This is a genomic window from Pontibacter amylolyticus, assembly GCF_014638845.1.
GTDB lineage: Bacteria > Bacteroidota > Bacteroidia > Cytophagales > Hymenobacteraceae > Pontibacter > Pontibacter amylolyticus.
On the sequence record NZ_BMFP01000005.1, the window covers coordinates 484428 to 498815 of the forward strand.

Here is a 14388-nt window from a genome sequence, read left to right on the forward strand (position 1 = left end):
GGCAGGTATAGCGCGTTCTGTCTTTTTCAGTGATACCTATACCTCCCTGCCCTAAAACAAACGCATGAGCATTGCCAAAAAACTGGTCGGGCAAACGGCTGCCTACGGACTGAGCAGCATTGTGGGCCGCGCCCTCAACTACCTGCTTGTGCCGGTCTATACCCGGGTGTTCCTACCCGAGGAGTATGGGGTCGTTTCTTACCTGTACGCTTTCGTGGCTTTCTTCAACGTGGTGTATACCTACGGCATGGAGACTGCTTTTTTCCGCTTTGCCAACAAGCCTGAGCAAGACCCGAGAACAGTTTACAACCGGGTACTGAGCGCCATTCTGGTCAGCAGCACGATCCTAACAGGTATACTGCTGCTCTTCTCTCAGCAAATTGCAGATTACATCGGCTACCCAGAACAGCGGGAGTACATCGTCTGGCTGGCGCTTGTGCTGGCGATCGATGCGCTGGTGGCTATACCGTTTGCCTGGCTGCGGCACCAGAACAAAGCCATTAAATTCGCCTCCATCAAACTGGCTAATATCCTGCTCACTGTTGGTGCCAATCTGTTTTTCCTGGTTTTGCTGCGGCACATCTACGAAGGGCAGTACCTGCAAAGCCTTCAGCCAATGGCCGCATACCTTTATAATCCTGATTTTGGAGTCGGCTATATCTTCCTGATCAACCTGGTGGCCAATGCCCTGCTACTGCCCATGCTTTGGAAAGAGCTCCGTATTTTCCGCTTCAGGCTGGATGTAGAACAGCTCAAGCCAATGCTGCAATACGCCTGGCCGCTCCTGTTCATGGGCTTGGCCGGTATGGTCAACGAAGTGATCGACCGTATTCTGCTGGAGCGCTACCTGCCCGAGGGCTTTTACCCGGGCACCAGTAACATGGCCGCCGTCGGTATATACAGCGCCTGCTACAAGCTCGCCATTTTCATGACGCTCACCATACAGGCTTTCCGCTATGCCGCCGAGCCGTTCTTTTTCTCGCAAGCGAAAGAAAAGGAATCGCCGCAAGCCTTTGCTCTGGTCATGAAATGGTTTGTGATCGCCTGCGCTTTCATCTACCTGTTTATCTCGACTAACCTCGAAGACTTCGCCTTGCTGATCGGTCCCGAATACCATGACGGTTTGATGGTGGTACCAGTGCTGCTATTAGCTAACCTGTTCCTGGGCATCTACTACAACCTCACTGTGTGGTTCAAGCTGACAGACAAAACGCATTTCGGCACTTACATCAGCTTTGGTGGCGCGGCAATTACCATAGTTTTCAACCTGCTGCTTATACCTGTGCTAGGCTACATGGGCTCCGCTATTGCCACACTCATCTGCTACGCAGGTATGGCACTGGCAACTTACCTTTTGGGCAATGTGCACTACCCGATCCCCTACCCTGTCAAAACCATCCTGGGTTACATCGCCCTGGCCACGGTGCTGGTGGCGGCAGCTTATTTTATACCTGTCGAAAACTTCTGGCTGCGCCATGCATACCATTTAGCCTTATGCGGCGTTTTCCTGGCGGTGGTGTGGTTCAGGGAGCGGGCCTACTTTTTAACTAAGAAATAATCTTTATCTTTAATAGATGAACACGACGAACTTACCGGTTAAAGTCATTAACCAATCCAAACACGTACTCCCTTCTTACCAAACGGAGCATTCGGCAGGTATGGACCTGCGCGCCAACTTAGAGGCACCCGTTATCCTGAAGCCGCTGCAGCGCGCCCTTATACCTACCGGCCTTTTCATCGAACTCCCCGAAGGACATGAGGCGCAGATCAGACCCCGCTCCGGACTGGCCTACAAGCACGGCATTTCCATCGTGAACAGCCCGGGCACCATTGATGCTGATTATCGTGGCGAGATCAAGGTATTGTTGGTCAACCTGTCGGATCAGGACTTTGTGGTAGAGGACGGCGAGCGTGTGGCCCAGATGGTGGTGGCCCGTTACGAGCGCGTGACCTGGGCAGAAGCCGAAGTACTGACCGACACCGAGCGCGGTGCCGGTGGCTATGGCAGCACAGGCACGAAGTAGGTCAGCAGCAAAGTCATCAACACAAGGTATAGCCAGCCTTCTCCTGCTTTTTAGTGAGGGCTAAAACCAAACATCCAGAATACAGTATTAATCAAAACCAATAGTGGCCGGACTCCTCGTCCGGCTACATTTTTCAATCCATAAACTAATAGCTATGAGGATTATTGTACCTATGGCAGGTATGGGCAAGCGTATGCGCCCGCACACTCTTACAGTTCCTAAACCACTTATACCTATTGCAGGCAAGCCGATCGTGCAGCGCCTGGTAGAAGACATTGCCAAAGTATGCCACGAGCCCATTGAGGAAGTGGCCTTCATCATCGGTCACTTTGGTGAGGCCGTGGAGCGCGACCTGAAAGCCATCGCCGAATCGGTTGGCGCGAAAGGCAGCATTTTTTACCAGGAAGAAGCCCTGGGCACGGCGCACGCCATCATGTGCGCACAGGACTCGCTGGAGGGCAAAGTGGTAGTAGCCTTTGCCGACACCCTTTTCAAAGCCGACTTCAAACTCGACACCAACGCCGACGGCACTATCTGGGTGCAGCGCGTGGAAGACCCGCGTCCGTTTGGCGTGGTGAAGCTGGGCGACAACGGCGAGATCACCGACTTTGTGGAGAAGCCGCAGGAGTTCGTGTCAGACATGGCGATCATCGGCATCTACTATTTTAAAGACGGCGTATACCTGCGCAGCGAACTGCAGTATCTCCTCGACAACGACATCAAAGACAAGGGCGAGTACCAGCTGACGAACGCGCTGGAGAACATGAAAAACAAAGGCACGAAATTTATTCCTGCCGTTATCTCAGAATGGCTCGATTGCGGCAATAAAGACGCAACCGTTTACACAAATCAACGCTATTTAGAGTATATAAAGGATGAGCAGGGCCTGGTAGCCGCGTCGGCCAACATCCAGAACTCTGTCATCATCCCGCCCGTGTATATCGGAGAGAATGCCGTGATCCACAATTCAGTGGTAGGACCGCACGTTTCTATTGGAGACAACACCAGCGTACTGGCGTCTATTGTGGGCAATTCCATCGTTCAGAAGGAGTCGACAATCAAAAACGGGAACATAGCAAACTCAATGGTAGGTAATTTTGTTTCCTATGAAGGCCGCCAGTCAGACCTGAGCCTTGGCGACTACAATACGCTCAAAGATTAGCATACCTATTTTATGACCCGATTCAGAAACATTGTGCTCGCTACTTGCTGCCTTGCACTGGTCGCGACCGGCGAAAGCCAGGCCCAGTCTAAGAAAAAAAAGAGAAAGGGCAAGGAGAAGGCCGAAACCGAACAGGTAGCCATACCTGTGCCACAGCCCGAACCCAGCGAGCAGGAAAAGCTGCTGAGCGAGGCTTTGTTTCTGGAGGGCATGAAATACTTTATGCTGGAGGACTACAAGCAGGCGCTTAGCCAGTTCCAGAAAGCATACGCCGTTACCCCCACGAATGCGGCGCTCAACTACAAGCTGGCCGAGACCTACATGCTGATGGAAAACCCGAAGGCGGGTGTAACATTTGCACAGGCCGCCATCGCCAACGACTCCAAAAACCCCTACTATTACCTGCTACTCGCGCAGCTGCACGCCGAGCAGAAGCAGTACACTGAGGCGGCCCAGGCCTACAACGACCTGCTGCGCAACGTGCCTGACCAGGAGCAGTACCTGTTCAATCTGGCGGAGCTATACCTGGCACAGTCCAAGTATGACGATGCGCTGAAGACCTACGACCGCATCGAGAAAAAATACGGGGCGCTGGAGCAGCTCTCCATGAACCGCCAGCAGATCTACCTGCGCCAGAAGAACATTGGGAAAGCTCTTGCAGAAGGTGAAAAGCTGATTGCGGCCAATCCTACGGAGATTCGCTACCTGCTGGCCCAGGCTGAGCTCTACAATGCCAGCCAAAAAACGGACATCGCCATCGAAACGATCAACCGTGCCTTGCGCATTGAGCCCAATAACCCCTTCGCGCACCTGATGCTCTCGGACTTGCACCGCCAGAAAGGCAACCTGCAGGAATCTGAAAACCAGGTGAAGATCGCGTTCGCCAGCACCGACCTCGACATCGACACCAAAGTGCGTATCCTGGTAGATTTCATCCGCCAGCTGCCCAACCCTGCCATTGAAGGTATAGCCCTTGAACTGGCTGATCTTACGATCACTTCGCACCCCGAGGAGGCGAAAGCCTACGCGGTAGCCGGCGACCTGCAAACTATCACCGGCAAGAAAGAGGCGGCACGGGGCAACTACATCAAGGCTGTCAAACTGGATGATTCGCACTTTAAGATCTGGCAGCAGATCGTGCTGCTCGACGCGGAACTGGGCGAGTCGGCAGATCTGGTGAAGCACTCGGAGCAGGCGCTGGAGCTGTTCCCGAACCAAGCCGTTTTCTGGTTCTACAACGGCACCGGCCATCTGATCGAGAAGAATTTTGACAAGGCAGCCAAGTCGCTGGAGCATGGCAAGCGCCTTTCGGCGAGCGAGCCTGAATTGGTCACCCAGTTCAATGCCCAGTTGGGTGATGCCTACAACTCCAAAAAAGAGTATAAAAAATCAGACGAGGCGTATGAGGCCGTGCTGGCGCAGGACCCTGACAATGAGCACGTACTCAACAACTATAGTTACTTTTTGTCGCTGCGAGGCGAGCAACTGCCCAAAGCCAAAGCCATGGCCGGCCGACTGGTAGAGCAGCACCCTGCCAACCCCACCTACCTGGATACCTACGCCTGGGTGCTGTACAAGATGGAAGATTATGAAGGGGCGCTGAAGTATCTGGAACAGGCGATCGCTGTTTCGGAGGATGCGACCATTGTAGAGCATTACGGTGATGTGCTCTTCAAACTGGGTAAAAAGGACGAGGCGGTGAGGCAGTGGGAAAAAGCCAAACTTAAAGGAGAGGCATCCGCCTTCCTTGACAGAAAGATAAAAGAAAAGAAACTCTATGAATAAACAGCTCCTGCTATGCCTGCTGGGCATACTCCTGTTTTCCGCCTGCAAAAAAGAAACGATCCCGACTGCCGCTACCGCCACCACTGAAACTGTTGGCAACGTCACTGTCCAGAATCTGGAATTCACCTACCTGAATGCCCGCGGCCAGCTCAAGTTTGATGACAAAGGCCAGAGCACCTCGTCGGGTTATGCCCTGCGCATGCAAAAGGACAGTGTGATCTGGATCTCGGTACTGCCGGGCTTAGGTATAGAGGCTGCCCGCATCAAGCTCACGCCCGACTCGGTGTACCTGATGAACCGCATCCAGCGTGAATACGCCGCCACAGATTATGCTTTTCTGAGCAAACGCTTTAACGTAGCGCTCGACTTTCAGGTAGTACAGGCCATTCTGCTGGGCAACTACCAGGCCAACGGCTCCGAGAAGGCTACCAGCCAGGGCCAGATGCAGCATGTGCAGCAGTTGCGCAAAAACCTGCTTTTCGACTATTTCATCAGTTCCGAAAACCTGAAACTGCAACAGCTCAACGTCAAAGACCAGCAATCGGGTAATAGCATTGTGGTGCAGTATGAGAGTTTCCAACCTTTGGGCGAGGTACCCTTTGCCTACAACATGCTGGCTCAGATTCTGCAGGCGGGCCAGATTTCCGACTTTAACTTAAGCCACACCAAAGTTACCGTTTCTGAGGATGTACTGGAGTTCCCTTTCAGTGTTCCTTCTGGTTACAAGCGACTTTAGTCTAATAAAATAGGCGGGGTTCTGGTACGGGCAATATAGTTTTGCCATATTTGTAGGCTAAGTGTAGTATACCCCTATTTCTGATGAAGGCCCTTTACAAATCAGCCTTTTTCCTGATTATCCTGCTGTTGCCGTTGGTTACCCAAGCCCAGAAACAAAAATCGAAGGCGCAGCTCGAGAAAGAGAAAAAGGAAAACCTAAACCGTATTAAAGAAGCGAACCGCATTCTGCAGCAGACCAAGGTGCAGAAGGAGGCTTCTATTGGCCAGCTCAACGCCATCCAGGAAAAAATTGCGGTACAGAAAGGCGTGATCAGCACCATTTCCCGGGAAATAAAATTGCTGGAAACAGGCTTGAAAGAGACTGAAGGTATAGTGGGTGAACTGCAATCCGACTTGGAAAGCCTGAAGGCCGAGTATGCCACCATGGTATACGCTGCCTCCAAAACCGCCAACAGCTACAACAAGCTCATGTTCGTGTTTGCCGCCGACTCTTTCAACCAAATGGTACGCCGCCTGCGCTACCTGCAGCAGTACTCCGAAGCACGCAAAAAACAGGTAGAGCAGATCAACAAGGTGCAGGCGGCCCTCACCGGGCAGCTGCGCACGCTTGAATCGCAGCGGGAAGAGAAGCGCGGCCTGCTCAACAAACAGATGGCCGAGAACAAAAATCTTGTCTCGCTAAGGGCTCAGCAGGATGGCATGATCCAAAAGCTCAGCAAGCAGGAAGAACAACTCAAAAAAGAAGTGGCACAGCGCCAGCAGGCCGTTCGGAAGCTGGACAATCTCATCGCCGATATTGTGAAAGAGGAGATCGCCCGCGCCGCCCGTGCCGCCCGCGAAGAAGGACGCGCCACCAGCGGAAGCTCCAGCAAGATCACCCTCACCCCTGAAGCCGCCCTGATCTCCTCCTCATTTGCAGGCAATCGCGGACGACTGGCCTGGCCCGTGGACCGTGGCTTCATCTCGCAGAAGTTCGGCCGGCACAATCACCCGGTGCTAAAAGGGGTGGTGGTAGAGAACAGAGGAATTGACATCCAAACCGGTCAGGGGGAGCCTGCGCGCGCCATATTCGAAGGCAAGGTGCTGACAGTGGCCAGTGTGCCGGGCATGAACAACATTGTGATGGTGCAGCACGGCGAGTACTTTGCAGTATACGCGAAGCTGCGCACTGTTAATGTGAAAGAGGGACAGGACGTAAAGCCGAAAGATGTGATCGGCACTGTATATACCGACGCAAACGGCACAACCGAGCTGCAGTTCCAACTCTGGAAAAACAACACCAACTTAAACCCGGAAAGCTGGATCAGGCCAAAGTAGGCCTCTTGTTATACCTGCCATAAAAAAGGCGGGGCCGGGCATCTTGTCAGATGTCCGGCCCCGCCTTTTTAGCTTGCATTCCAATGATAGCCTGGTTTTCTATACTCCTATAAAAGAAAAAACACCCTACAAAGCAGGGTGCCTTTCCAAGCTATGAAAACAAACTTAAAATTATATTTAGACACTTTCTCCCCTCCAAAGGGGCTGTGTTAAATTTCTATGGATTAATTTACAACCTTTAAATTACACTTGCAAACAGAAGATTAAAAAAACTTAATATTTATTTTTAATCTTAGTTCTATCCCTCTGTTAGGTGATGAAGTATAATCTTGTTGTATATGGGCTATTACAAGTAGCTTGCCAAAAACACAAATAGCATTAACTAACTGATTTTCAGCAGCAAGATTTATACCTGCTGTAAAAAATTTCCCTCTGCTGGAAATATTTTTTTCATTTTGGGAAAAAGGCAGGCGCACATAAGTGCTGGAATATCCTGCCCGTAGCAAGATATTAAATTTATTTGACCCTCTATACGCCTATTGGCATATGAGGTTGCAACTCGCTTACACACTAGCTGAAAGAAACATACCCATATCCTACCTCACAGCCCTAATAAGGTGATTTGCCGAGATAATGGCACGAGGATAAACTAATGTTTCCAAATGTGGGTTAAATTAAAATATAAGCTTTATTTTTGCAGCAATTCATTCTTAAAACTTTAAGACCATGGTAATTACCAACATTTTTGCATTTATCGGAGGTTTAGGAGGCACAGAGGTAGTCCTGATCTTGTTCGCTATTTTGTTACTGTTCGGCGCCAAGCGTATACCTGAACTTGCGAAAGGACTGGGCCGCGGCATCCGTGAGTTCAAAGACGCCACCAAAGAAATCAAGTCTGATATCGAGAGCTCTGTTAAAGACGATAACAACACGACGAAGTAATCTTTTCAGAATAATATTTTATGATTCTTAGTACAATCCTCCTCTTCCTGGGAGACATAGGGGGAGGAGAACTACTTGTTGTACTAACCGCAGTACTTCTCCTATTTGGCACAGACAAGCTCCCAGGCCTGGCACGTTCTGCTGGTCGCGGTCTGCGTAGCTTTAACGATGCCAAAAAAGAAATCCAGGACGAGCTCGAACGCTCCATCAAGGACATAAAAAAGCCTGACTAGTTTGAAATCATACCATTCACTTCGTGACATTCGCAGCGATATTGCCAATGGGCAACTGTCGTGCAGACAGCTGGTAGAGCACTACCTTCATAATATCAAGCAGAAGCCTGAGCTAAACGCTTTCCTGGAGGTATTCGAGGAAGAAGCATTTGCCCAGGCTGACACTGTAGACAAGAAACTCGCTGCAGGCCATGCCGGCAAACTGGCAGGTATGGTGATCGGCCTTAAAGACGTGCTGGCTTACGAAGGCCACTCGCTGCAAGCCTCCAGCCAGATCCTGAACGGTTTTAAATCGCTCTATACCGCTACGGCTGTGCAGCGCCTGCTTGCTGAAGATGCTATTATCATCGGTCGCCAGAACTGTGACGAGTTTGCAATGGGCGCTTCCAACGAGAACTCTTCCTTCGGACCCGTGCTTAATGCCGACGATACGACCCGCGTACCGGGTGGCTCGTCCGGAGGTTCAGCCGTAGCCGTGCAGGCCGACCTGTGCCTGGCTTCGATTGGTTCCGATACGGGCGGTTCTGTTCGTCAGCCCGCTTCTTTCTGTGGTGTGGTTGGCCTGAAGCCTACCTATTCGCGTATTTCCCGCTATGGCCTCATCGCCTACGCCTCTTCTTTTGACCAGATCGGCATTATTTCGAAAAGCGTGGAAGACGCGGCCCTGCTGCTGGAAGTAATGGCAGGCAGCGACGAGTATGACAGCACAGTAAGCCACCGCCCGGTGCCCACTTACAGCCAGCTGTTGCAGACCGACAAAAAATACAAGATCGGATACATCCGCGACTGCTTCGAGAGCGAGGGTCTGGACGGTGAGGTGAAGGAAACCCTCCTGGGCGTGAAAGACATGTTGCAGGAAGCAGGTCATCAGCTGGAGGCCGTGGAGTTCCCATACCTGGACTTCATGGTGCCGACTTACTACATCCTTACCACAGCAGAAGCCAGCTCTAACCTGGGTCGCTTCGACGGGGTGAAGTACGGCTACCGCAGTGAGAACGCCACTGACCTTACCTCCCTTTACAAGAAAACGCGTGCAGAGGGCTTCGGTCCGGAAGTACAGCGCCGCATCATGCTGGGCACTTTTGTGCTGAGTGCCGACTACTACGACGCCTACTATACCAAAGCGCAACGTGTGCGCCGTCTCATAAAAGAGAAGACGGATGAGTTGCTGCAACATTATGATTTTCTTATATTGCCTACCGCTCCTACTACGGCCTTCCGGCTAGAGGAGAATACGGCGAATCCGTTGGCCATGTATCTGGCCGACATCTTTACGGTTCAGGCCTCGCTTGCTGGTGTTCCCGCCATTTCTATTCCGGCAGGACGCGATGCGAACGGCCTTTCCATCGGGTTGCAACTAATGACCCGCTCATTTGAGGAGCCGCAACTGCTCGCTTTCTCAAATTACATACTGGACAAGCTAACCGTTGAAGCATAAATTATAAATGATGCAGTTTAGACTCTTTACAGTACTTGCAGCACTGGCTGGAAGTATATGGGTTTCCCATGCCCAGGCTTCTGGCTATACGATCAGGTTCGAAAGACTCGTTGAGGAGGATTCTTTGAAGAAACCACAGGCAGACACCACTTTTCTTTCACAAGAGGAATTGGCGCTGCTCGTGGAATACATCCCTTATGAGCCCGACGAGGTGATACAGGACAGGCTGAGCTGTATAGAGGCGGACATCCCCCTGGTGTTCAACAAATTTGTGCGTAACCACATCGATTACTTCACTGTCCGTAACAGAAAGTATACGCGCACCATGATCTCCCGCGAAAATGTGTATTTCCCGATCTACGAGAAGTACTTGAAGAAGTACAACATGCCGCAGGACATCAAATACCTTTCCATTGTAGAGTCTGGCCTGAACCCGAAAGCCGCCTCATGGGCAGGCGCGGTTGGTCCCTGGCAGTTCATCAAGTCCACCGGCAAAGAGTATGGCCTGAACCAGGACCAGTACATCGACGAGCGTATGGATATAGAAAAATCCACGGATGCGGCGATGCGCTTTCTGAGCAGGCTATACCGCACATATGGCGACTGGGAACTGGCCATGGCTGCCTACAACTGCGGTCAGGGCAACGTGAACAAGGCAATCCGCAGAGCAGGCGGTGGCAAAAAGACGTTCTGGGAGATCTTCCCCTACCTGCCAAAGGAAACACGCAGCTACGTGCCTTCCATGACGGCGGTGATCTACGCCATGAAGTACGCCCCAGAGCACAATATCTTCTCTGACTCGATCCTATACGCGCCCGACTACGCCCACCTGACAGTAAACCAGGCGCTTGATCTGGAAAAGCTGGCGGCTGAGCTTCACGTGGACACGCTGGCACTGCTGGCACTGAACCCGGAGATCAAACAACCAAAGCTTCCTGCAACCACTCGTAATTACAAACTGCGCATTCCAGCCCAGGCCGCCAAGCTGCTGGCTGCTGAACAGAGCTGCATTCTGCTCGCCGCTGCACCTACGCCACCCCCTGCCAAACACACTGCACCAGCCGAAGCGCCCGTTATGCTAGCCGCTGCCACTGCCAAGGAAACTCCTAATGACAGCCTGGTGCAAAAAACCTACGTGGTGCAGCGTGGCGACAACCTGTTTGCCATTGCCCGTAAGTTTGGGGTGAGCATTGACCAGATAAAGGAATGGAATAAGCTCGATGGCTCAGCTATCAGAGTGCAGGACAAACTACTGGTATGGCAGCCTGCTCCGGAAGCAGCTCCGGTCTTGCTGGCATCTGCAGGAAACAGCACGCAGAAAGCAGCCAGCACGCCGGCCAAAGCTAAGCCTGCTCCAGCCAAAACCCAACCAGAGCGTGTCTACCACGTGCAGCCAGGCGACACACTCTGGACAATCTCCCAACGTCACGAAGGGGTGACAGTGGAAAAGATAAAGAAGCTGAACAAACTCAAAAACAGCGCCATCAAACCAGGACAGCAGCTCATTCTTAGCTAAGCTTACAGGTATAGATCGAACGAAACACTCTTCTGACGGAAGGGTGTTTCGTCGTTTACGCCCCTCCTGTTTTATCAGCTAATTGCCATACCAGACATTAACTAACAGCAGAATCTCAGCAGCCTGATAAAAAAACAATATTCTGCTAGTTGGAGATTGTTCAGGGTGTATCTTTGTCGATTACGGCTTTGATAAACCATAAAATCTTATCAACTTGGCTTTAAGCTCCTGTCCGGCGCAGGAGCCCTACAACGCAAGGGAACAACTAACACGAGACAACACCAATAACGCATACCATGATCAAAGTAAACAAAGAGGACGCACTTAACTACCACATGCAGGGGCAGCCCGGCAAAATAGAAGTAGTGCCGACTAAAATGCTGAGCACCCAGCATGACCTGGCCCTGGCTTACTCTCCTGGAGTAGCCGAGCCCTGCAAAGAAATTGCCGCTGACAAAGAGAATGTCTATAAATATACCGCCAAGGGAAACCTGGTGGGGGTTATCTCCAACGGAACCGCCGTACTCGGCCTTGGCAACATTGGTCCGGATGCATCAAAACCAGTGATGGAAGGCAAAGGCGTCCTTTTCAAGAAGTTCGCAGGTATAGACGTGTTCGATATTGAAATCGACTGCACCGACCCCGAAGAGTTCATCCGCATCGTGAAGTCGCTGGAGCCGACCTTTGGCGGCATAAACCTGGAAGACATCAAAGCACCGGAGAGCTTCAAGATAGAGAACGCCCTGAAGGAGCAGATGAACATTCCGCTCATGCACGACGACCAGCACGGCACGGCCATTATTTCATCGGCTGCCCTACTCAACGCACTGGAACTGGCGGGCAAAAGAATCGAGGATATTCAGATTGTGATAAACGGCGCGGGCGCCGCCGCCATCGCCTGCACCAAGCTATACGTGGCCCTGGGTGCCAAGCTGGACAACATCGTGATGTTCGACAAGGACGGCATCATCCGTCCGGAGCGTGACGACCTGGACATTTACAGAGCGCAGTTCGTGACTCTGCGCAAGATCAACACACTGCGAGAGGCCATGGAAGGCGCTGACGTGTTCATCGGACTTTCAGCTGGCAACGTGCTGGCGCCAGAGCTGGTGAAGCTGATGGCTCCTAACCCGATCATTTTCGCACTGGCCAACCCGGACCCGGAGATTGACTATGATTTAGCCATGGATACCCGGGATGACCTGATCATGGCGACCGGCCGCTCTGACCATCCGAACCAGGTAAACAACGTGCTTGGTTTCCCTTACATTTTCAGAGGAGCCCTGGATGTGCGCGCCACTGAGATCAACGAAGCCATGAAACTGGCCGCCGTGCGTGCTCTGGCTGACCTGGCCAAAGAGCCTGTTCCGGAACTGGTGCACAAAGCCTACGGAGACAACACCATCTCATTCGGCCGTACCTACCTGATACCAAAGCCACTCGACCCACGCCTAATCACCACAGTATCGCCGGCAGTGGCCAGGGCTGCCATGGACAGCGGCGTGGCCAAGCACCCCATTACCAACTGGGAGGCATACGAGATTGAACTGCAGGAGCGCATCGGCATCGACCAGAAGCTGATGACCCGTATCACCAACCAGGCGAAGAAGGATCCGAAGACAGTGGTGTTTGCGGAAGCGGACCACTACAAGATTCTGAAAGCGGCCCAGATCGTAAAAGAGCAGCTGATCGCAAACCCGATCCTGCTGGGTAACAGAGCCCGGATTGCCGCGATCATAGAGGAAACCAACCTCGACCTGCACGACTGTGTGATCATCGACCCGTACGAAGAGGACGAGAAGCGCGAGGAATTTGCGCAGCTGCTGTATAAAAAACGACAGCGCAAAGGCCTTACCCTGTTCGACAGCCGCCGTCAGATGCGTGACCGTAACTACTTCGGCGCCATGATGCTCGAAACAGGCGAAGCAGACGCACTCATCTCTGGCCTTACCCGCGACTATTCCAAAACCATTCTGCCGTCCCTCCAGATTATAGGGGTTGAGGATGGTATCAATAAAGTGGCAGGTATGTACATCATCCTTAACAAAAAGGAGCCGTATTTCTTCGCCGATACCACCGTAAACGTGAACCCGACCGCCGACGAACTGGTGGACATCATCGGCCTGACTGCCCGTGCGGTTCGTTTCTTCGACACGGAGCCGCGTATGGCTGTGCTGTCGTACTCGAACTTTGGCTCCGTGCAGGGCGACATACCTAACAAGGGCGCCGAGGCAGTGCGCAAGGCGAAGCAGCGCTACCCGGACCTGCTCATAGACGGCGAGATGCAGGCGAACACAGCCATGAACAAGAACCTGCTGCGTGAGCACTATCCTTTTAGCGAACTGGCTGAAAAAGGAGCAAACACGCTTGTTTTTCCGACCCTTACATCGGGCAACATCGCCTACAAACTGCTACAGGAAATAGGTGGTGCTGAGGCAATTGGCCCTGTGTTGATGGGCATGCGCAAGCCGGTGCATATTCTACAATTGGGCAGCTCTATCCGTGAGATTGTTAACATGGTGTCCATTGCTGTCGTAGATGCTCAGAACTATAATAATAAACATATATAGATGATCGCATACATTGACGGTAAGCTAGCTCTGAAAGATCCAACCTATGTCGTTGTCGATGTCAATGGCATAGGTTATCAGATCAAAATTTCCCTGAACACGTACTCGTCACTGCCTGAGGGGGAGCGCTGCAAGCTGCATACCCACCTGCACATCAAAGAGGATGCCCATACCTTGTATGGGTTTACGACAGCTGCTGAGAAGGAGACTTTCCTGCACCTGATCTCGATTTCGGGTGTGGGACCGAACACGGGCCTGATGATTTTGTCGTCGCTTTCGGTGGATGAAGTGCAGCAGGCCATTGTGCGGGAAGACGTACGCACCATACAGCAGGTGAAGGGAATCGGGGCTAAAACCGCGCAACGTATCATATTGGAATTAAAAGATAAAATAAAGAAAGAAACCATGCTGGCTGGTGGCATAGCAGTTCCCGTTTCTGCGCACAATACGTCACGTGCAGAAGCGTTATCAGCATTAGTTACACTAGGCTTTGCTAAGAACGTGGCAGAGAAAACGCTTGATGCCATCATCAAGCGGGAAGACAGAAGCCTGAGCGTAGAGGAACTAATAAAATTTGCCTTGAAGTCTTCTTAATCGGTAGAGCCCAACTTGATCTGGAAAAGTAAAAAAAACAGCCTGCTGTTTGCAACGGTTGCTGCTATC

Annotated in this window: 13 protein-coding genes; 12 read left to right on the top strand and 1 reads right to left on the bottom strand. The window is 51.9% G+C overall.

Annotated elements, in window-relative coordinates:
• Positions 1-64 precede the first annotated feature (64 nt).
• From IEV97_RS15025 to IEV97_RS15050, 6 genes are all read left to right on the top strand, one after another.
• Positions 65-1558 carry a lipopolysaccharide biosynthesis protein gene (locus tag IEV97_RS15025; protein ID WP_188502288.1) on the top strand — a complete coding sequence of 498 codons (1494 nt, stop codon included), beginning with the start codon at positions 65-67 and terminating at the stop codon, positions 1556-1558.
• A gap of 16 nt (positions 1559-1574) precedes the next feature.
• A complete protein-coding gene (gene dut / locus IEV97_RS15030; RefSeq protein WP_188502289.1) occupies positions 1575-2024 on the top strand; it encodes a dUTP diphosphatase in 450 nt (149 codons plus the stop codon).
• A 154-nt stretch (positions 2025-2178) separates the two neighbouring features.
• Positions 2179-3186, top strand: coding sequence for a sugar phosphate nucleotidyltransferase (locus IEV97_RS15035; protein WP_188502290.1), 1008 nt, complete (start codon positions 2179-2181; stop codon positions 3184-3186).
• A 12-nt stretch (positions 3187-3198) separates the two neighbouring features.
• The gene (locus IEV97_RS15040) at positions 3199-4971 is read left to right on the top strand and encodes a tetratricopeptide repeat protein (protein WP_229733970.1); all 1773 of its coding nucleotides are present in this window, start codon (positions 3199-3201) and stop codon (positions 4969-4971) included.
• Complete coding sequence (gene lolB1 / locus IEV97_RS15045) at positions 4964-5707, top strand: lipoprotein insertase outer membrane protein LolB1 (RefSeq protein ID WP_188502291.1); 744 nt, start codon at positions 4964-4966, stop codon at positions 5705-5707. The genes IEV97_RS15040 and lolB1 overlap by 8 nt, the downstream gene beginning before the upstream one ends.
• A gap of 83 nt (positions 5708-5790) precedes the next feature.
• Positions 5791-7026, top strand: a complete 1236-nt coding sequence (locus IEV97_RS15050; protein ID WP_188502292.1) for a murein hydrolase activator EnvC family protein — start codon at positions 5791-5793, stop codon at positions 7024-7026.
• Positions 7027-7289: 263 nt separating this feature from the next.
• Here the strand turns inward: IEV97_RS15050 and IEV97_RS15055 are convergent, their stop codons facing one another.
• Positions 7290-7532, bottom strand: coding sequence for a hypothetical protein (locus IEV97_RS15055; RefSeq protein ID WP_188502293.1), 243 nt, complete (start codon positions 7530-7532; stop codon positions 7290-7292).
• Positions 7533-7752: 220 nt separating this feature from the next.
• Between IEV97_RS15055 and tatA the strand changes: the two genes are divergently transcribed.
• The 6 genes from tatA (at position 7753) to ruvA (ending at position 14319) form a co-directional block, all read left to right on the top strand.
• A complete protein-coding gene (gene tatA, locus IEV97_RS15060; protein WP_188502294.1) occupies positions 7753-7968 on the top strand; it encodes a twin-arginine translocase TatA/TatE family subunit in 216 nt (71 codons plus the stop codon).
• A gap of 20 nt (positions 7969-7988) precedes the next feature.
• A complete protein-coding gene (locus tag IEV97_RS15065; RefSeq protein ID WP_188502295.1) occupies positions 7989-8201 on the top strand; it encodes a twin-arginine translocase TatA/TatE family subunit in 213 nt (70 codons plus the stop codon).
• 1 nt (position 8202) lies between these two features.
• The gene (gene gatA, locus IEV97_RS15070) at positions 8203-9639 is read left to right on the top strand and encodes an Asp-tRNA(Asn)/Glu-tRNA(Gln) amidotransferase subunit GatA (RefSeq protein WP_188502296.1); all 1437 of its coding nucleotides are present in this window, start codon (positions 8203-8205) and stop codon (positions 9637-9639) included.
• Positions 9640-9646: 7 nt separating this feature from the next.
• Positions 9647-11155, top strand: a complete 1509-nt coding sequence (locus IEV97_RS15075; protein ID WP_188502297.1) for a lytic transglycosylase domain-containing protein — start codon at positions 9647-9649, stop codon at positions 11153-11155.
• A 296-nt stretch (positions 11156-11451) separates the two neighbouring features.
• The gene (locus IEV97_RS15080) at positions 11452-13725 is read left to right on the top strand and encodes an NADP-dependent malic enzyme (protein ID WP_188502298.1); all 2274 of its coding nucleotides are present in this window, start codon (positions 11452-11454) and stop codon (positions 13723-13725) included.
• Positions 13726-14319 carry a Holliday junction branch migration protein RuvA gene (gene ruvA / locus IEV97_RS15085; RefSeq protein ID WP_188502299.1) on the top strand — a complete coding sequence of 198 codons (594 nt, stop codon included), beginning with the start codon at positions 13726-13728 and terminating at the stop codon, positions 14317-14319. It abuts the gene before it with no gap.
• The last annotated feature ends 69 nt before the right edge of the window (positions 14320-14388 follow it).

Excerpts from the sequence above, each read along its gene's own strand:
- tatA (WP_188502294.1), top strand. The coding sequence starts at position 7,753 with ATGGTAATTACCAACATTTTTGCATTTATCGGAGGTTTAGGAGGCACA.
- IEV97_RS15035 (WP_188502290.1), top strand. The coding sequence starts at position 2,179 with ATGAGGATTATTGTACCTATGGCAGGTATGGGCAAGCGTATGCGCCCG.
- dut (WP_188502289.1), top strand. The coding sequence starts at position 1,575 with ATGAACACGACGAACTTACCGGTTAAAGTCATTAACCAATCCAAACAC.
- IEV97_RS15040 (WP_229733970.1), top strand. The coding sequence starts at position 3,199 with ATGACCCGATTCAGAAACATTGTGCTCGCTACTTGCTGCCTTGCACTG.
- IEV97_RS15025 (WP_188502288.1), top strand. The coding sequence starts at position 65 with ATGAGCATTGCCAAAAAACTGGTCGGGCAAACGGCTGCCTACGGACTG.
- lolB1 (WP_188502291.1), top strand. The coding sequence starts at position 4,964 with ATGAATAAACAGCTCCTGCTATGCCTGCTGGGCATACTCCTGTTTTCC.
- IEV97_RS15080 (WP_188502298.1), top strand. The coding sequence starts at position 11,452 with ATGATCAAAGTAAACAAAGAGGACGCACTTAACTACCACATGCAGGGG.
- IEV97_RS15050 (WP_188502292.1), top strand. The coding sequence starts at position 5,791 with ATGAAGGCCCTTTACAAATCAGCCTTTTTCCTGATTATCCTGCTGTTG.
- IEV97_RS15075 (WP_188502297.1), top strand. The coding sequence starts at position 9,647 with ATGATGCAGTTTAGACTCTTTACAGTACTTGCAGCACTGGCTGGAAGT.
- ruvA (WP_188502299.1), top strand. The coding sequence starts at position 13,726 with ATGATCGCATACATTGACGGTAAGCTAGCTCTGAAAGATCCAACCTAT.
- IEV97_RS15065 (WP_188502295.1), top strand. The coding sequence starts at position 7,989 with ATGATTCTTAGTACAATCCTCCTCTTCCTGGGAGACATAGGGGGAGGA.